Below are 18114 nucleotides of genomic sequence, written 5' to 3'. Positions count from 1 at the left end.
GTCCTCTTGGCTTTATCCACAAGGTTGTTGTTCCGGCTCACCTTTCGTGACGCGCGCACGGTGTGGCTGAGTGCCTGCTTCCCTCCTGGCCGGCTCACGCGCGACCTGGTTGGTGTGCCCCTGCGGGCGAAGGCGTGCTCGACACGGGCGCGGGCCTTGCGGTGGGAGGTGTTGTGTTCCTCTTTCCAGGCCGGTGCCCGGTAGCCGCCGTCCGCGATCACCATCGTCGTGCCGACGGCTTCCTTCACGCCGGACAGCTCGACCAATGGCCAACATCTGCCCATTGTCCGTCATTTATCGCCTCATGCGAATGTTATTGACGTGTACATGAGCCGCTGGTAGATGATGTGCCCCGCCGGTGCGTCGGGCGGTGAATGATGCCGCAGTAATGCGGTGTCACATGCCATCGCCCCATGTTTCCGGCGGCTCACGCACTGCCGGAATCCGCGCTTTCCACCGCGGATTCCCTTTCTTTCGTGTACGAATTGGCGCCCGCCCAGGGGAGGGTGCCGAAATCCATGAGGGGCGGCATGAGAAGAAAAGCAATGCGAGCGAGACCGATACGGGTGATCGCCGTGACCGTGGTCACGGCGATCACCATTTCTGTCTTGCCGCAAGCGGCCTACGCGTTTCCGGCGACGAACGGTGAGGGGGAGGGCAAGGGCCCGTCCGAGGGCCTGATCGCCACCATCGGGAACTGGTTCGACGGCGACGACGGCGACGCCGGTCCCGAAACACCCGAGAGCGGCGGAGAACCGACCCTGCCGAGCCGCGAGAAGCTCCCCAAGGGCGCCCCGGCTCCGAAGGCCCACCGGGTCGCCGAACTGAGCGACCGGCGCACGCCCCACTCACGGTACTGGCGCATGTCCGACGGCCGGGTGCAGGCCGAGGTGTCGGCCGTACCCACCGGCTACCGGGCGGGCAAGAAGTGGAAGGCGATCGACCCCGGCATCAAGGCCGTCGACCGGCCGGGATACGCCTTCGCCAACACCACCAACACCGCCCGCACCTGGTTCGGCAAGAAGGCCGACGGCCTGGTGCGCTTCGAGACCTCCGACGGTCATGTCGTCACCCTCGGGCTGCCGGACGCCGGAGCCCTCGCGCCGGTGGCCGGGGACAACCGGGTGACCTACCGCGACGCGGTGTCCGGCGCGGACCTCGTCTACGAGGTCGGTCCGGGGCGGGTGAAGGAGAACATCGTCCTCCGTGAACGCCCGGCCGGCCCGCTGTCGTTCACCTTCACGCTCGATCCGGGCGGACTGACGCCCAAGGCCGGCAAGGACGGCGCCGTCCGGCTCTACGGCGAGGGCAAGGACCCCGTCCTGGAACTGCCGCCCGCGTTCATGACGGACGCCAGGAAGGACGCCGAGTCCCCGTACGGCACGGCCCACAGCAACGACGTCACGCAGAAGCTCACCCGCGCGGGCAAGAGCTGGAAACTGACGGTGACCCCGGACGCCACCTGGCTCGCCGCCCCCGAGCGGCGGTTCCCGGTCACCATCGACCCGACGATCGCGATCTCGCCGCCGCCGTCGCAGGCCCAGGACGTGATGATCTCCTCGGACGGGCCGAGCGACAACTACGACACCAGCTGGCGGCTCTCCGTCGGCAACACCACCACCGGCAGTTCCCGGGCCCTGCTGCGGTTCCCGGTGAGCGGCATCCCGTCGGGCACCCGTCTCGACTCCGCCGACCTCCGGCTGTACTACGACCAGTCGCACACCACCAGTGCCGAGGAGGTACGGCTGGAGGCGCACCGCGCCACCGCGGACTGGAACGAGTCGACCGCCACCTGGAACAGCGCCAAGGACCTGACCGGCGAGCTGTCCGGCACCTCCGTCGTCGTCGACGACGGCGACACCGGCACCACGGCCGCCAAGGGCTCCTGGCCGGCGTCCGGCAACACCGCGTACACGCAGTACGCGGTGAACAAGGACTACCTGTACAACAAGGACTCGGTGGCCGGGGACACCTACACCTGGCAGCCGAACCTCCCCGAGAGCGGCGACTACCTGGTCGAGGCGCACTCCGTGCCCGCCGAGGACCGGGCCACCAACGCGCCGTACACCGTGACGCACGACGGCGGCAGCACGGCACGCACCGTCGACCAGCGGGCCGGGTCGGGCGGCGTGTGGCGGGCGCTGGGCACCTACCCGTTCAAGGCCGGCACGCTCGGCAAGGTCGTCCTGGGTGACGGTCCCGCCTCCACCTCGACCGCGGTGATCGCCGACGCCGTGCGCTTCACCCGGGGCGGCGCCGTCACGAAGCAGCCGGCGGAGTCCAACACCTGGCACTCCTTCCCGGTCACCAAGACCGTCCAGCAGTGGATCGACGGCACCTACGCCAACCACGGATTCGTGGTCAAGGCGGGCGACGAGAGCGCGACCGCGCCCAAGGGCGGCCCCCGTTACGAGGGCAGCGAGTTCGCCTACAACGGCGAGACGGTCAACTACCCGCGCCTCGTCCTCACCTACGGCCGCCCGAGTGTGGACCTGGCGGCCCCGAGCACCATCCACGCCACCGGCGCGGAGCTGAACTGGTCCGCGTACCAGGACCCTTCGGCGGACTCCGGTGACGACCTGGTCGAGTACCAGGTGCACCGCTCCGTCTTCCAGAACTTCGCCCCCTCGGCCTCCACCCTGGTCGCCCCGGTGGCACCCGGCACGACGGCCTTCACCGACAGCTCCGCCGCGCCCACCCGGGCGGACGACGCCGACCCCCTCGGCCGCGCCTACTACTACATGGTCGTGGTGAAGACCCGGGACGGGCAGACGGTCCAGGGCCCGACCCGGCTGGTACGCCTGCCCAAGGCGGGCCGCACCATCAAGCTGATCGAGGCGTCCCAGGACGCCACGCTCACCGCGGCGCAGCCGGCGCAGCCGCACGACACCATCGCGGACGGCGGCGCCTCGCACAACTGGCTCATGGCGGGCAACAGTTCGGCCACCTACGGCACCAGCCGGGCCGCGGTGAAGTTCCCCGCGCTGGGCATCCCCGCCACGGCGCGGGTGCTGGACGCCCAGGTGAAGCTCTGGGGCTTCACCACCGTCACGGACGCCGCGGGAGCCAGGTACGAACTGCGCCCGCTCACACGTGCCTTCGACGAGGCGACCGCCACCTGGCAGAAGGCCGACTCCACCGCCTCCTGGACCACCGCGGGCGGCGACACCGGCAGTCCGGTGTCCGACCTCGGCTCCTTCACCAACGACCCGGCCAGCCGCGACTGGAACGTGTCCTCGATGGTGCAGGGCTGGGTGCGCGACCCCGCCACTCAGCACGGTGTGCTGATCAAGCTCGCCGACGAGGCCGGTCCCCAGGAACGCACCGTCTTCGTCTCCTCCGAGGGCGTCGAGCCGAGGCTGCGGCCCCGCATCGCGGTCACGTACATCGACTCCACCACCGAGTCGACGTACTACGCGCCGCAGACCCCGGCGCGGATCACCCCGAACAGCGACCACACCGTCGAGTTCACCCTCACCAACACCACCACGTCCGTCTGGAAGGCCGGCACCCACGCCCTGAGCTACCGGTGGGCGCTCCCGGACGGCACGGACGTCACCAACGGCGGCAATCAGCTCCAGACGGCCCTGCCCGCCGATCTGCTGCCCGGTGACTCGGTCACCGTGCAGGCCAAGATCCGCGCCCCCATCAACTCCGGCTCCGGCAACAAGCGCACCGAGTACGTCCTCACCTGGGACGTCCGGGACACGGCGGCGGGCACCTGGCTGTCCGGCACGGGCGGCATACCCGGACTCCGGCAGAACGTCACCGTCGAGGACCCGACCTCGGACCAGCTCGGCCTGGAGAAGTACTACTCGTACAACGGCACGAACACCGGCGCGGGTTCGTCGCTGATGAACAACACCGCCGCCGGGAACAGCGTCTGGCAGTACAACGCCCTCAGCAACCCGGGCCGCGGCCTGAACACCTTCGTCCGCTTCGCCTACAACACCCAGGACACCTCGGACACCGTCGCCGGCCACGGCTGGTCCGTGCAGGCCGCGGGACCGATCCGGCTCGGCGCCCCGCTGGACTTCCATCCGAACCCGAACCCGAGGGAGATCCGGCTGCCCGACGGGGACGGGACCACCCACGTCTTCCGGGCGCAGGACGACGGCACGTGGAAGGCGCCGGCCGGCGTCCACTTCCGGCTGTCGGCCAAACCGGGACTGGACTGCACCCCGGCGAAGGACCCGGTACCGGACGCCTGGACGCTGACGCGCCCGGACGGCACCCGGTTCCTGTTCGGCTGTGACGGCTACCAGACGTCCGTCGTCGACAAGAACGGCAACACCCAGACATTCACGTACGAGGAACGCAAGTCCAACAACAAGCCGACGAAGTTCCTCAGGTACATCACCGACCCGGCCGGGCGGCAGACGCTCACCGCCGCCTACTACACCAAGTCGGACACCAGCAGCCCGAAGATCATCGACCACCTCAAGTCGATGACCGACATCTCGGGCCGCAAGCTGGCCTTCGAGTACTCCGACAAGGGACTGCTGACCAAGCTGACCGACGGCGCGGGCTCGTCCCAGCCGAAGGTCTTCGGCTTCACGTACGACGCCGAGCAGGGCAACAAGAACGTCAAGCTGGTCAAAATCACCGACCCGCGCGGCAACGCCACCGGCCTCGACTACTTCTACCCGAACGAGGGCGACGACCCGAAGTACCACTGGTGGACCCAGACCATCACCGACCGCATAGCCGGCACCACCGAGTTCGCCTACGCACCGGACACGGCCAACACCCGCTTCACGTCCACGGTGGTCACCGACGCCGAGGGCCACGACACCACGTACGTCACCGACGACTACGGGCGCCCGGTGCGGTCCGTCAACGCCAAGTCTCAGCAGACCGAGCTGGCGTGGGACGCGGACAACAACGTCACCTACATGGAGGAGAACAACGGGGCCGTCACCGCGTACTGCTACGACGCGCTCACCGGCTACCCGCTGTGGAAGCGCACCGCCGAGCACAACACGGGCGGGGTCCCGCCGCAGAGCGACTGCGCGCCCGGCAAGTACCCGGTCAACGCCCAGAAGTTCGAGTACGTCAAGCGGCTGGACGGCTACTCCTCCGACCTGTACCGCAAGACGTCGCCGCAGGGCCGCGCCTGGCAGTTCGGCTATGACACCTTCGGCAACCTGAAGACGGTCACCGACCCGAAGGGCGTCGCGACCCCCGCCGACGGCGACTACACGACCCGGTACGAGTACGACGCCCATGGTCAGCTCACCAAGGCCACCGACGCCAACGGCCACTCCACGGTGAACAGCGAGTTCGTTCCGACCGGTTCCCCGGCGAAGATCACGGACGCGCTGAACAACAGCTCGGCCTACGAGTACGACGAGCGCGGCAAGGTCACCAAGACCACCGACCCGCTGGGCCACCGCACCACGCAGACGTACGACACGTACGGCCGGCCGCTGGTCAGAACGGTGCCGAGGGACCAGGCCAAGAACGACCTGGTCACCGTCCCGGCACCCGACTACGACGCCAACGACAACGTCACCAAGGCGATCGCGCCCACCGGAGCGGTCTCCACGGCGGTCTACGACGCGGCCGACCAGATCACCGAGGCCACCTCGCCGCAGGACTCGCCGACCGAGCCCCTGCGCCGGACCGCCTACACCTACGACAAGACCGGTCACCTGAAGACGACGACCGAGCCGAAGGGCGTGGCCACGCCCGACGTCCCGGACGACTACACGACCACCCAGAACTACGACGAGATCTACCAGCTCGCCTCGGTGGTCAACGCCGTCGGCGAGAAGATCTCGTACTCGTACGACTCGGTGGGCAACAACGTCAAGGTCGTCGACCCGAAGAAGAACCGGACGGCGGACCCCGACGACTTCTCGTCGAAGATGACCTACGACCTGGAGCACCGGGTCACCTCGGTCACCGACCCGCTGGGCAACGTGACGCACCGCGGCTACGACAAGGACGCGCTGGTCGTCTCCGACACCGACCCCGACGGCAACACCACCCTGTCCAGCTACGACGAGCGGGGCCGCAAGACCGAGGTCAAGGTTCCGCACTCGGGCACCGGCGGCGACACCACGTACCGGACCACCCGCTACGAGTACGACCAGGTCGGCAATGCCACCCGGGTGATCACCCCGCGCGGCACGGAGACCGCGAACGCCGACGACTTCACCAAGCGCACCGAGTACGACGCGCTGAACCGGCCGGTCAAGCAGTACCTGCCGTACAACCCGTCGGACACCCGCTACAACGACCCGGACGTCTACACGCAGACGTTCTACGACGCGGCCGGCCGCGTCACCCGGACCTCGCTGCCGCCCTCGGAGGGCCAGACGGTCCGCAACGACACCGAGTTCGCCTACTACGACAACGGGTGGACCAGGAGCTCCACCGACCCGTGGGACATCCGGACCAGTTACGAGTACAACGACCTGGGGCTGCAGACCTCCAGGACGCTGAGCTCCGCCGGTGACTCCGTCAGCCGCACCATGGGCTGGAGCTACTACCCGAACGGCAAGCTGAAGGAGAAGACCGACGACGGCGTGCCGGTCGGCACCGCGGTGCCCCTCGTCGACAACTCCGACATCCAGCACACCGGCTCCACCGGCACCTGGACCACGGCGAGCCTCACCGGTCAGCAGGGCTTCGACCACCGCGTGCACGCGGCCGGCAGCGGGACGGACGCGTACTCCTGGACGCTGAACATCCCCAAGAACGGCAAGTACACCGCCTACGTGAAGTTCCCGCAGGTCGCGGGCGCCAGCAAGACCGCGAGGTACAAGGTCACCCACACCGGCGGAAGCACCGACAAGACGGTCGACCAGTCCACCGCGGCGGGCACCTGGGTCAGCCTCGGCACGTACGACTTCACCCAGGGCAACGCGGCGAAGCTGGAGCTGTTCCAGGCCGCCGACGGCAAGGTCGTGGCCGACGGGGTCAAGCTGGTGCGCGACCTGACCGGCGACATCGACGCGGAGAAGCACCACTTCCGCTACGCCTACGACCTCAACGACAACCTCTCGCTGATCGACGACCTGTCGTCCGGCGCCGAGGTCGACAAGTACACGATCTCCTATACCGGCCTGAACCGGGTGTCCCGGATCACCGAGACCCTGGCCGGCCAGGAGAAGACGAGCACGGCCTACGCCTACGACCCCAACGACCAGCCCGAGACAATCACCCACCCCGACCAGTACTCGACGTACACCTACAACCTGAGGGAGAAGGTCAAGTCGGTCTCGGTGGGCACGTCGCCCACGGACACCGACCCCAAGTTCACCTCCTACGCCTACACCGACCGCGGTGAGGTGCTGCGGGAGACCAAGGACAACGGCAACACCGTCGACCACACCTACTTCCTCGACGGCGCGGTGAAGACCAGCGCGGAGAAGAAGGCCGACGGCACGCTGGTCGCCTCGCACACCTACGCCTACGACGCCAACGGCAACAAGGCGCAGGACGCGGCGAAGAAGATGAACGCCGACAACCACTCGGCGTACCTGGAGTCCACCACCCAGTACACCTACGACCCGGTCGACCGGATCGCCAAGTCGGTGAAGACCGGCAACGGCGCCGCCACGGAGACGTACGTCCACGACGACAACGCCAACGTCGTCCAGCAGACCGTCGGCGGCACCGCCACGGACTTCCGTTACGACCGCAACCGGCTGCAGACGTCGACCACCGCCGGGTCCGTCACCTCCTTCAACTACGACCCGCTGGGCCGTCAGGAGTCGACATCCCAGGACGGGCAGGTCGTCTCGCGCAGCGTCTACGACGGCTTCGACCACGTCGTCGAGTCCCAGCAGCGGGACGCGGACGGCGCGATGAAGTCGACGAAGTACACCTTCGACCCGCTCGACCGCACCTCGTCCAGGACCGCCGACGGCAAGACCACCGACTACCGCTACCTCGGCCTCTCCCAGGAGGTGCTGACCGAGGAGGTGGCCGGCAAGCTCACCAAGTCCTACCAGTACAGCCCGTGGGGCCGGCGCCTGTCGCAGGTCAAGCACAACGAGAACGGGACGACCGAGGACGCGTACTACGGCTACAACAGCCACACCGACGTCGAGACCCTGACCGACGACAGCGGCAACACCAAGGCCACCTACGGCTACACGGCCTACGGCAACGACGACTCGTCGGAGTTCACCGGCATCGACAAGCCGGACGCCGCCGATCCGGCCAAGGAGGAGTACAACTCCTACCGCTACAACGCCAAGCGGTGGGACGCCGGATCCGGCACGTACGACATGGGCTTCCGCGACTACGACCCGGGGCTGAACCGCTTCACCAGCCGGGACATGTACAACGGGGCCCTGGCCGACATGGGTCTGGGCAGTGACCCCTTCACCGGCAACCGCTACGCCTTCACCGGCGGCAACCCGATCAGCAACGTCGAGATCGACGGTCACTTCTTCGCCCTCGCCATCCCGGCGATCGCCGTGGCCTTCGTCGCCGCGGTCGTGGTCACGGTCGCCATCATCGCCGTCGCCGCCGCCGTCGAGTACGTCGTCGACGAGGTCCGGGAACGGATCGACGAGCGTTCCCGGGCGCGGGACGACACCGACGACCAGCCCGCACCCGACCCGCGGCGCGTCCCACGGCCCCAGCCGGAGCCCGACGACGACGACAACCGGTCCGGTTGCGGCGACGGCTGGATCAAATACGGCGAGCGGGACGCGGCCAACGGCAACCGGGCCACGGCCGCGGAGGCCTGCCTGACGAAGGACTACCTGAAGAACAACAAGGGCACCGCCGTGGGTTCGAACCCGCCGGGATACCAGTGGGCGCAGGACTTCGCCACGGGCAAGGGGCTGGACGCGCAGAGGAACGTCAACGCCTGTCACCTCATCGGCAACAAGCTGGCGGGCAAGGGCGTCCTGGCGAACCTCTCCCCGTGCGCCCGCGGCGCCAACGCCAAGCAGGTCGGCTCCACGCAGGGCGACGCGCACATGAGGGCGTACGAGAGCCTCGTCTACACGGCCGTGATGGCCGGCCAGGACGTCATGTACACCGTGTCGCCCCGCTACGACGGGAGCAGGACGGTGCCGACCGGGTACGACATGTCGGCGTACGGCGTCAATCCCGACGGCTCGGTCGGGATCAACTTCCAGGTGTTCATTCCGAACGAACTGAGTACGGGAGACAATCTCGGCACACAGATGGACGGCGGCGGTGCGCCGACACCCACAGGGAGCACCCCATGACGCGGACCGACAAGGATCGAATGGACACAGAGCGAGGTACCGATGAGTGAGCCGACCGACCTGGACGCCCTGCGACGGCTCATGCCGCCGCCGGCGGACGGGGCCACGACGGTCGACTGGGCCGCCCTCACCGCGTCGTGGGGCAAGCCGTTCCCGTCCGACTACCGGCGTTTCATGGAGGTCTACGGCGCCGGCGCGGTGCAGAACTACCTGTCGATCGGCAGGCCGGAGCCCAAGGTGCCGCTGGAGCAGGCACCGCGGGACGGCATGGTGATCGAGACGGCGAACGCCGAGGCCGACTGGGAGACGGAGGAGAAGACACCCGAGTTGGAGGGCACTTCTCCGGTGCTGATCACCTGGGGGGTCGACGCCACCGCGGACATGTTGTGCTGGGACGCGTCGGACGACGATCCCGCCAACTGGCCGGTCGTGGTCTACCAGCGCAACGGCTCGCTGTGGAGCCGCTACGACTGCGGGATGGTGGAATTCCTCGTCCGGAACTTCCGTGCCGAATGGCCGGAGAACCCGTTGGGCGGCGAGTTCCTCTGGGGCGTGAGTGAGGTGACGTTCCAGGCACGGGGCTGACGCCCCCTCGGTGAGCACGGCGCGTACGGAGGCCCGGACCGGTCACGGCCCGGGCCTTCCGCGTGCGGCGGGCCCGTCGGCTCCCTGAGACCGCGTCCGCGGCCACGCCCGGGTCAGTGCGCCGGATCCGACGCGGCGCACCACCGGTCGGTGGCGGTTTTCGTCCGTCACAGCCCGCCGAAGTAATGGAGGACTGCGACTGGAGTACTGGCCGGCCGTCCCGTCCCTGTGGGCTATGCCTTCGCCCGAGGCGTGCGGTCAGGGCTTGTGTTCCGCCCGTCCGCGGGTGATACCGCGCGCGTGCCGAAGCGCACGCAGCCGCGGTCCGACCGCGTCCAGCACGTCTTCCATTGCAGGGTCCATGAGACCAGCTTGCCGAAACAGCAAGGATCGACGCCACTTAGTGACACCTCGGCTGAGACTGGCCCCACGGAAACCGAGGGGAAGGAACCCAATGGAGCACTCCGACGCAGCAAGGTACTGGGACGAGGTGTACGCGGAGCGGCCCGCGTCCGCTGACCCGCAGCCGAACGACCGCCTCGTCGAGATCGCCACCGCACTACCCCCAGGGGACGCGCTGGACCTCGGATGCGGTGGCGGCAGCGACGCGCTGTGGCTCGCGTGCCGGGGCTGGCGGGTCACAGCCCTCGACGTCTCGGCTGTGGCGGCCACGCGGCTCGCCCGGCAGGCCCGCTCACGCGGCCTGAGCGACCGGATCACCGCCATGCAGCACGACGTGCGCGCCTCGCTGCCCGGACTGCGGTTCGATCTGGTAACCGCCCACTACTTCCACACCCCCTACGCGCAAGACAGGACAGCCATCCTCCGCTCCGCCGCCCACCTGCTGCGTCCGGGCGGACGACTGCTGGTTGTCGATCACGGATCGACAGCGCCGTGGTCGTGGAATCAGGACCCGGACGTGCGGTATCCGACTCCTCAAGAGGTCGCGGCACTGATGCGCTTCTCCCCTGCCAGGTGGACGGTCGAACGCGCGGATACGCCACGCCGGATTGCGGTCGGCCCCGACGGGAGCACCGCCGAGGTCGTCGACCACGTCCTGCTGATCCGCCGGACCGCGTGATACCGCCCCGACAAGCACCACACAAGGAGAACGCCGTGCCCACCGCCTCCCGCCGCAATGACACCCCTCCGCCCCGCACCGCAAACAGTGAAGCTGACGTCCTGCGCGGATTCCTTGACTACCTGCGTGCCTCGATCGCCTCGAAAGTCGACGGAGCCGCGGAACCTCAGGTCCGGACACCAGCAGTGCCCTCGGGTACGAGCCTGCTTGGCCTGCTCAACCATCTGATCGCCGTCGAGAACGTGACGTTTCTTGGCGAAAAGGTCACTGACTGGCAAGCGACATTCCAGCCTGCCCCTCGGGACAGCGTCGCCGATGTCGTCGCTCGCTACCGGGCAACCGTCGACAGCGCGAACACGGTTCTCGACGCATGCACCGATCTCGGCGCACCACTCCCCCGGCCGGGGCGTTCAGGCCCGTCGCCGAGCGTTCGCTGGGCACTCACCCACATGATCGAGGAGACCGGTCGCCACGCAGGTCACGCGGACATCCTCCGCGAACTCATCGACGGCACCACCGGGCGCTGAGCTGCGGTTGCCGAACCGGGTGAGTCCGTCGCGCACGCCGTCGGCACGACCGCGAGGTCGTGGCCGGCGACCTGCTCTGAGCGGCACCGCCGTCACGGTCCTGGACGGAACGCTGCGCCTCTGAGGGGTCCCTGGCCGGTCGACAGGATGCGGGCCCGGCTCGCGTGGCGGACGGCCGTGAGGTGCGGTTCCGGCCGTCGCCCGTCAGCTCAGGTGGCCGCACCGTACTCGGCCGTCGCCGCCTCGCTGCTCGCCGCCTCTGCGGCGATCTGCGCCAAGAGCGCCAACGACTCTGCCGCTTCACTGCCGGGTGCGGCGTGGAAAAGGACAAGGACCTGTCCGTCCGTGCCGGTGACGGCGAGCTTCTCGTAGGAGAGCTCCATCCCCCCGACCTGCGGATGGTGCAGATAGGACGAGCCGCTCATCCGTGGTGCGACCTCATGGCGGGCCCACAGTCGTCGGAATTCCTCGCTCCGCACGCTCAGCTCGCCAACGAGTTCGGCCAGGTGCCGGTCGCGGCTCTCGGGGCCGGCCAGCGCACGGAGGCCCGCGACAAGGCCGGAGGCAATACGGTCCCAGTCGTGGTCGTACAGGGCACGCACCTCGGGGTCGAGGAACGCGGCGCGCAGGGCGTTCTCACCAGGGGCATTGCGGTCGCCGCGGGTTCCAGGCGCAGGACGCGGGCCAGGGCGTCCAGGACCTGAGCGGAAGGGTGCTGGTCGCGGCCCTGTTCCAGGCGCACGTAGTACTCGCTGGAGATCCCGGCGAGCTGCGCGACCTCGTCCCGGCGCAGGCCCGGCACGCGTCGCCTGCCGGTGAGGGCCAGGCCTACGTCGGCGGGCCGGGTGAGGTCGCGGCGGGCGCGCAGGTAGGCGCCCAGATCGGTGTGCTCGCTCATCGTTCCAGCGTAGGCCGCCAGGTGCGGGCGATCCTGGCCCTGCTGTCACCCCTGTGGCCAGGGCCCTGGCCGGCCCGCCCGGTCCGGCGAAGGCTGGGGGCATGACCAGCAACATGACCAGCGACATCCACTCCCGCATCATCACCCCCTTCACCCGCGAGTCGACCGCGGACGAGGTCCTCCACGGGGTCGACCTCACCGGAAAGCGTGCCGTCGTCACCGGCGGCGCCTCCGGGATCGGCATCGAGACCGCCCGTTCCCTGGCCCGCGCCGGGGCAGAGGTCACCCTCGCGGTACGCGATCTCGCCGCCGGGAAGAGGGCCGCGGACGACATCGCGGCCACCGCGGTCAGTCCCCGCGTCCACGTCGCCCCGCTGGAGCTGTCCGACTCGGCCTCGGTGTCCGCGTTCGCCCAGGCATGGTCGGGCCCTCTGCACATCCTGGTCAACAATGCCGGGATCATGGCCTTGCCGGAGCCGCACCGCACCCGGGAGGGCTTCGAGCTGCAGTTCGCGACCAACCACCTTGGGCATTTCCGGCTCGCTCAGGGCCTGCACCGGGCGCTGGCCCTGGCCGACGGGGCGAGGATCGTCTCGGTCTCCTCCAACGCGCACCGGCGCTCGGGCATCGTCTTCGACGACATCCACTTCCACCGACGCCCCTACGACCCCTGGCTGGCGTACGGACAATCCAAGACCGCCAACGTTCTCTTCGCCGTCGAGGCGGGCAGGCGGTGGGCGGCCGACGGCATCACCGCCAACGCGTTGATGCCCGGCGGGATCCGCACCTCTTTGCAGCGCCACCAGCAGGGCGAGGCCATGACGCCGGAAGTCCGGGCCATCTTCGACAGCTACCCGTGGCGGACCCCGGAGCAGGGCGCGGCCACCTCGGTGCTGGTGGCCGGATCCCCGCTTATGGAGGGTGTCACGGGACGCTACTTCGAGAACGGCAACCAAGCCGAGCCGTGCACCCCGGACACTGAGTCCGGTCCCGAGCCGTCCGGGGTCGCCGCGCATGCACTGGACGAGCGGGACGCGGACCGACTGTGGGAGGTCTCCCTGGCGATGCTGGAGGCGTGACCCTCCAGCCGTGGGAGAGCGGAAGGGCCGGGAACGCGGTCATGCCGGCCGGGGTCACCAGGACGAACAGCGGCAGGCTCTTGGTGTCCACGACCGAGCGGCGCCTGCGGCCGTTGATCTGATGGGCGTGAGTTGGGGCCGCTGAAGCCCGCAGATGACCCGAGCGGCCAGCTCTGTGTCGTCGTGGATTCGGGTCGCCACCGCCCCTACGGCACACGACCGGGCCAGGACGTGCGGATCGGCCACCGCTCGCGTGAGTGCGGTGAGGCCATGGTGCACAGGGTGCTCATAGCGCCTCCGTCAACTCGCCGGCGATTGTGGAGAGCAGGGTTTCGCCACAGGCGGCGGAGTTGTCCGCAGCCCAGCAGAGGTAGCCGTCAGGACGGATGAGCAGGGCGGCAGCACCCATATCGTCGCTGCATGTGGCACGGACGAGGTCGACTCGTGCCGGGAGTCGGAGGTCGGCCGGGACGACTCCGGCCAGATCGAGCAGGACGGCGTGCCCCGAACCGAACAGCGCCGACAGCCGGGTGGGGCCGGCTTGGGTGACCAGGTCGACGTCCGGCATCCGTTGTCCGGTGAGCGGATGCTCGCCGGACAACTCGTAGCGTAGCGACAGGCCGGACATCAGTCCCGCGAGGTGACGGTTGGCGTCGGGCAGTCGCAGCAGGTCGATGAAGATGTCACGCAGGGCGGCCACGTCCTCGCTCGGGTGCGGATCGGCCAGGACCCGCTGTGCCGATGTGTGGTGCAGCACCTGAGCTCCGACCGGATGCCGTTCGGTGTGATAGCTGTCCAGGAGGCCGCTCGGCGCCCGGCCCTGGACGGCCGCGGCCAGTTTCCAGCCGAGGTTGAACGCGTCCTGGATGGCGAGGTTCAGGCCCTGGCCGCCCAGCGGCGGATGGATGTGCGCGGCGTCCCCGGCGAACAAGACGCGGCCCGCGCGGTAGTGCTTCAGTTGTCGCGTGGCGTCGCTGAACCGCGACGAGTTGTCCACCACGCCCAGGGCGGTCTCTTCGCCGTACACCGCCTGCAGCGCGGCGGTGATCTCCTCGTGGGTGACGGGGGCGTCGCGGGCGATGTCCTCCTGGCCCGCGCGCCCGAAGGTGAGCCGGTACCGGTCACCGCCGAGAGGGGCCAGCATGGCCCAGTAGCCGCCACCCTGACGGGTCAGGGTGCTCATGTGCCCCATCTGCTGCGGCACCAGCGACGAAACGGCGGACAGACGGATGTCGGCCAGCACCGCCTGATGGGTCCCGGGCCTGCCGGGAAACGGCAGCCCGAGCAGTTTGCGGACCGTACTGTGTCCGCCGTCGCACGCCACCAGATAGCGCGCCCACACCCGCATACCGTCCGCTGTCACGGTCACGCCGTTGTTGTCCGACTCGACCCCTGAGACCGCGCTCCCGCGCAGAACCCGCGCGCTGCCGGCGATCGCCCGCTCTTCCAGTGCCTCCTCGATCTCCCACTGGGGAATCGCGATCGGAAAAGGATGCCTGGTCTGCCAGGGGGTGCAGTCCAAGGGCACCGGCAGGGCCGCGAAGTGCCCGCCTACCGGATCACTCTGCGCGGCCCGCTGCAGCAACGGCTCCAGCAGCCCGCGCATCTCCAGCAGTTCGGCGGTACGGGCCTGGATCGCGCCTCCCTTCACCTGCTCGATGCGCCGCGGCAGCTTCTCCAGCACCAGGGTCTCGACCCCGGCCAGGGCCAGTTCGCACGCCAGCATCAGCCCGGCCGGGCCGGCGCCCACGATGACGACCTCAGTCTCGATCTCCGACAACACCTTCACTCCGTCCCATCTCTCACCTTGGAGTAAAAGTATACCCGGTGCAGAAATCCCCTCAGGGTAACTCTTTGCTACCGTGGGTGTCGTGGACGGCAAGCCAGGGCTACGGGAACGTAAGAAGCAGCGGACCCGTACGGCGATCTCCGAGGCGGCGATCACGCTGTTCCTCGAACACGGCTTCAACCAGGTCTCGGTGGCTCAGGTGGCCGAGGCGGCCGAGGTATCCAAACGCACGCTCTTCGCCTACTTCCCGACGAAGGAAGACCTCGTGGTGCATCGCCTCGCCGACCACGAGACCGAAATCGCACGCGTCGTGCGGGCCCGTCCGCCCCGCACCGCCCCGCTGGCCGCGGTGCGCGAGCACTTCCTCAAGGGGCTGCGCGAGCGGGACCCGATCACCGGGCTCAACGACCATCCCCAGGTGCGCAGGGTCCACCAGATGATCCTCGACGCGCCCTCGCTAGTGGCCCGGATGGATCGGTTCAAGACCGGCGCCGAACAGGCACTTACCCAGGCATTGCAGGAAACAGCAGATATTCCCGAACTCACCGCGCGGCTGGCTGCCGTCCAGATCGTCGCGGTGCAGTGGGCACTGGCACAGGACAACGCCGAACGCCTGGCGTACGGGGAACCCGCCGGCGAGCGCTACGCGGGTGCCGTGAAGGACGCCGAGCACGCGTTCTCGCTGCTGGAGAATGGACTGCGCCAGCTGACCCCGCGGGGGTGAAGCGGGGCTCTGCGAGCAGCGAGCGTCGACATCGTGCGGCCCTCCGCGGTGCGCGGACCCGTGTCAACGGCCCGGCCGCCACCTCCGCGCAGGCTCAGGTCCTCATCTCGCTCCGCGCCCCAGAGTGATCGCCTCGGCGCCCTGCGACGGCCGTGTGCTCGTCGAGCAGGGCACGGGCCTGCCCGTACGAGAGCTGAGCCAGTCCGGTGTCCGGGCATACGTCGCGCGGCGCGAGGACCTCGCCGGGCCGGGCTTGGGATGGGTGACGAACAATCCACCGACGCCCGGCGGGCGTTCCACGCCTTGACCGCGGAGCTGCCCACAGCAGTTCGAGGGTTTCGCCCACTTCATCACCGGTCAGGCATATCCCCGCGCACCACAACAAGGGCGCGCCAAGCCACGGCGCACTCACTGCGCCACCGCATTCGGATTGCCTCTCACTGAGCTGACCTCGCATGTTTCGTCAGGCAGTTCGCGTGCGGATACTCGTACATTCCCGTTTACAGAAGGAGTCACGTCGAAGGCGTAACAGCCTGCCACGGTTGCCTCAAGGACCAATATGAACGCTCTTGGGAGGCCATGCCCGAGCAAGCCTGCGGTGACGGTAGTGGCCTCGCCTCGTCGTTTCACATCGACCAGTCCCCTGGCCGGTTTCTCTGGAGGGAACAGCTCGGTGATTTCTTCGCCCTGCAGGACGCCGTCGGACGCAGCCTCGACCAGGCCGTTCCGGCGCGCGTCGACAGTCTCGCGCAGATCTGCACGCGCTTTGGCTTCATCGCGTTCCGGCTGCGTTGTCATCCAGATCCACATACCTGCGAAGGTCAAGACGAACAGAACACAAGCAACCATGCACCCGTTGAACAGGCATCCCCCGCCGTGACCGGTCGGGGCCCGCAGTTGTCTCTCCATGAGTGCAACCTGTACTCAGTGGGCACCCATAAGGCCGGCTGCGACGTCAAGTCGTAACGACAATGAGCTGTCCGGCAACAGTCCGACACTCAAGAACGCGTCCTACCCCGCCGCAGTGGCCCCGCCTCAGGCAGGGCCGCCCATATCCGCGGCTGTTCCTGATCGTCCCACTCAAACAGAGAGGGACAGGAACACGAACTCAGGCGCGGAACATGACACGGTCCACGCCATGGACCGCTACGACTTCAACAAGGGCATGACATCAGGGTCACGGCCAGTATCGGTGAGGTGACAGCAAGGACTGGGTGACGGCGACGGACCAACACCCCCGAACCATCGGCACTGACATGGCCTCTGGGACGCGGTACGGCGCTTGAAAGGCAGTCGGGGCGGGAGCTCCAACCGACATCGACGAACTCCACCAGAACATCGAAATGACCGCCGGGTTGAAAGAGGCGCGTTCCGAACTACGACGCCGCGCGGGCGCACCGCTTCGTGGGCGAGGAAATCGGTCGCGCCCCGTGAGGTGAGCCGTTAACTTCCGTCTGAACGCGGTGAGTACGAGACGCGACGGCGAAGGGAGCCAGGCATGGAGACTGAGGGCGCGCGGACCGACCGTTTGGGCTTGCTGCTCGATCAGTTCGACCACGCCAGGGAGATGGCCCAGGTGCGACTGACGGGGCTCGGCGACGAGGAGTACCTGTGGGAGCCGGTGCCCGGTTGCTGGTCGATCCGGCGCCGGGGCGAGGCCGCGACGCCCAGGGCGTACGGGCCGGGCGAGTGGGTGCTCGACAAGGGCGCCCCGGACATCCCGGCAAGCGAGTACGCCGAGGTTGCCCGGCAGGCCGCAGGCGGCATGACGGTCGCCAAGATCGCCGATGACTGGAGCGTGAGCGTCGAGCGGGTCGAGCAGGTCCTCGCCCACACCGGTGCGCCTGAGCCCGATGAAGTGCCGGTCACCACCATCGCGTGGCGGCTGGGGCACCTGCACTCCTGCTTCGCGGGCCAATGGGAGTGGACCTTCGGTGAACGGCGGCAGGAGCCGAAGCTGCTGGTCGACTTCGCCCCCTCCGCCGCCTTGGCACTCAAGCGGTTCTGGGCGCTGATCGACCGCTGGCGCGACAGCGTCGCCGCCGTCACCGACGAACAGCTCGATACGGTCGGCTTCTCGCAGTACCCGTACGGCTCCGACCCCGATGACCCATTCATCACCGTGCTGTCGGGGGCCAATCTCGAATTCATCCACCACATGGCCGAGATCGCGTTGCTCCGTGACCTGTGGCAGGCCCGCTTCACCACTCCCCGGTAGGCCCGGGCGCGCC

12 protein-coding genes and 2 pseudogenes are annotated in these 18114 nt (G+C 68.7%); 7 read left to right on the top strand and 7 right to left on the bottom strand.

Features of this window, described 5'->3' with window-relative positions; all coding sequences use genetic code 11:
- Positions 1 to 122: 122 nt before the first annotated feature.
- Both IF11_RS39285 and IF11_RS41425 read right to left on the bottom strand, forming a co-directional pair.
- Positions 123 to 260 (bottom strand): annotated as a pseudogene (locus tag IF11_RS39285) (IS5/IS1182 family transposase); the annotation flags it as partial.
- Between the two features lie 167 nt (positions 261 to 427).
- Positions 428 to 589, bottom strand: coding sequence for a hypothetical protein (locus tag IF11_RS41425; protein ID WP_165840678.1), 162 nt, complete (start codon positions 587 to 589; stop codon positions 428 to 430).
- Here IF11_RS41425 and IF11_RS0125800 point away from each other — a divergent pair.
- The 4 genes from IF11_RS0125800 (at position 546) to IF11_RS0125780 (ending at position 11393) form a co-directional block, all read left to right on the top strand.
- Positions 546 to 9200, top strand: a complete 8655-nt coding sequence (locus IF11_RS0125800; RefSeq protein WP_078490918.1) for a golvesin C-terminal-like domain-containing protein — start codon at positions 546 to 548, stop codon at positions 9198 to 9200. The two genes, IF11_RS41425 and IF11_RS0125800, sit on opposite strands and share 44 nt — an antisense overlap.
- A gap of 42 nt (positions 9201 to 9242) precedes the next feature.
- On the top strand, positions 9243 to 9785 hold the full coding sequence (locus tag IF11_RS0125795; RefSeq protein ID WP_051746214.1) for an SMI1/KNR4 family protein: 543 nt from the start codon (positions 9243 to 9245) through the stop codon (positions 9783 to 9785).
- Positions 9786 to 10239: 454 nt separating this feature from the next.
- Positions 10240 to 10866, top strand: a complete 627-nt coding sequence (locus IF11_RS0125785) for a class I SAM-dependent methyltransferase (RefSeq protein ID WP_030354118.1) — start codon at positions 10240 to 10242, stop codon at positions 10864 to 10866.
- A 35-nt stretch (positions 10867 to 10901) separates the two neighbouring features.
- The gene (locus IF11_RS0125780) at positions 10902 to 11393 is read left to right on the top strand and encodes a DinB family protein (protein WP_030354117.1); all 492 of its coding nucleotides are present in this window, start codon (positions 10902 to 10904) and stop codon (positions 11391 to 11393) included.
- Positions 11394 to 11602: 209 nt separating this feature from the next.
- Here the strand turns inward: IF11_RS0125780 and IF11_RS43270 are convergent, their stop codons facing one another.
- Both IF11_RS43270 and IF11_RS43265 read right to left on the bottom strand, forming a co-directional pair.
- Positions 11603 to 11986 (bottom strand): MmyB family transcriptional regulator, encoded by a 384-nt coding sequence (locus IF11_RS43270; protein WP_420894622.1) that lies wholly within the window; start codon positions 11984 to 11986, stop codon positions 11603 to 11605.
- The gene (locus IF11_RS43265) at positions 11875 to 12291 is read right to left on the bottom strand and encodes a helix-turn-helix domain-containing protein (protein ID WP_420894621.1); all 417 of its coding nucleotides are present in this window, start codon (positions 12289 to 12291) and stop codon (positions 11875 to 11877) included. Before IF11_RS43265 ends, IF11_RS43270 begins: the two co-directional genes overlap by 112 nt.
- Before the next feature lie 101 nt (positions 12292 to 12392).
- Between IF11_RS43265 and IF11_RS0125770 the strand changes: the two genes are divergently transcribed.
- Positions 12393 to 13370 (top strand): SDR family NAD(P)-dependent oxidoreductase, encoded by a 978-nt coding sequence (locus IF11_RS0125770; protein ID WP_030354116.1) that lies wholly within the window; start codon positions 12393 to 12395, stop codon positions 13368 to 13370.
- Between the two features lie 286 nt (positions 13371 to 13656).
- Here IF11_RS0125770 and IF11_RS0125760 read toward each other — a convergent pair whose 3' ends face one another.
- The gene (locus tag IF11_RS0125760; protein ID WP_106979256.1) at positions 13657 to 15153 is read right to left on the bottom strand and encodes an FAD-dependent monooxygenase; all 1497 of its coding nucleotides are present in this window, start codon (positions 15151 to 15153) and stop codon (positions 13657 to 13659) included.
- An 88-nt stretch (positions 15154 to 15241) separates the two neighbouring features.
- Between IF11_RS0125760 and IF11_RS0125755 the strand changes: the two genes are divergently transcribed.
- Positions 15242 to 15883, top strand: coding sequence for a TetR/AcrR family transcriptional regulator (locus IF11_RS0125755; protein ID WP_030354114.1), 642 nt, complete (start codon positions 15242 to 15244; stop codon positions 15881 to 15883).
- A 139-nt stretch (positions 15884 to 16022) separates the two neighbouring features.
- Here IF11_RS0125755 and IF11_RS42315 read toward each other — a convergent pair.
- Together IF11_RS42315 and IF11_RS41020 are read right to left on the bottom strand one after the other, a co-directional pair.
- Positions 16023 to 16162: pseudogene (locus IF11_RS42315) on the bottom strand (site-specific integrase); the annotation flags it as partial.
- Between the two features lie 129 nt (positions 16163 to 16291).
- A complete protein-coding gene (locus IF11_RS41020; RefSeq protein ID WP_133243302.1) occupies positions 16292 to 16792 on the bottom strand; it encodes a hypothetical protein in 501 nt (166 codons plus the stop codon).
- Between the two features lie 589 nt (positions 16793 to 17381).
- On the opposite strand from IF11_RS41020, the gene IF11_RS0125750 reads away from it, so the two are divergent.
- A complete protein-coding gene (locus IF11_RS0125750; RefSeq protein WP_030354113.1) occupies positions 17382 to 18101 on the top strand; it encodes a DinB family protein in 720 nt (239 codons plus the stop codon).
- Positions 18102 to 18114: the final 13 nt, after the last annotated feature.

Source organism: Streptomyces scopuliridis RB72 (assembly GCF_000718095.1).
In the GTDB taxonomy this organism is placed as follows: domain Bacteria; phylum Actinomycetota; class Actinomycetes; order Streptomycetales; family Streptomycetaceae; genus Streptomyces; species Streptomyces scopuliridis.
Note: the sequence above shows the minus strand (reverse complement) of the source record. Positions and strands in the feature narration are given on the sequence as shown.

What these genes read in the sequence shown, in the direction of transcription:
- IF11_RS43265 (WP_420894621.1), bottom strand. Translation starts at nt 12,291, where the DNA reads ATGAGCGAGCACACCGATCTGGGCGCCTACCTGCGCGCCCGCCGCGAC.
- IF11_RS0125750 (WP_030354113.1), top strand. Translation starts at nt 17,382, where the DNA reads ATGGAGACTGAGGGCGCGCGGACCGACCGTTTGGGCTTGCTGCTCGAT.
- IF11_RS0125795 (WP_051746214.1), top strand. Translation starts at nt 9,243, where the DNA reads ATGAGTGAGCCGACCGACCTGGACGCCCTGCGACGGCTCATGCCGCCG.
- IF11_RS0125785 (WP_030354118.1), top strand. Translation starts at nt 10,240, where the DNA reads ATGGAGCACTCCGACGCAGCAAGGTACTGGGACGAGGTGTACGCGGAG.
- IF11_RS0125800 (WP_078490918.1), top strand. Translation starts at nt 546, where the DNA reads ATGCGAGCGAGACCGATACGGGTGATCGCCGTGACCGTGGTCACGGCG.
- IF11_RS0125770 (WP_030354116.1), top strand. Translation starts at nt 12,393, where the DNA reads ATGACCAGCAACATGACCAGCGACATCCACTCCCGCATCATCACCCCC.
- IF11_RS41020 (WP_133243302.1), bottom strand. Translation starts at nt 16,792, where the DNA reads ATGGAGAGACAACTGCGGGCCCCGACCGGTCACGGCGGGGGATGCCTG.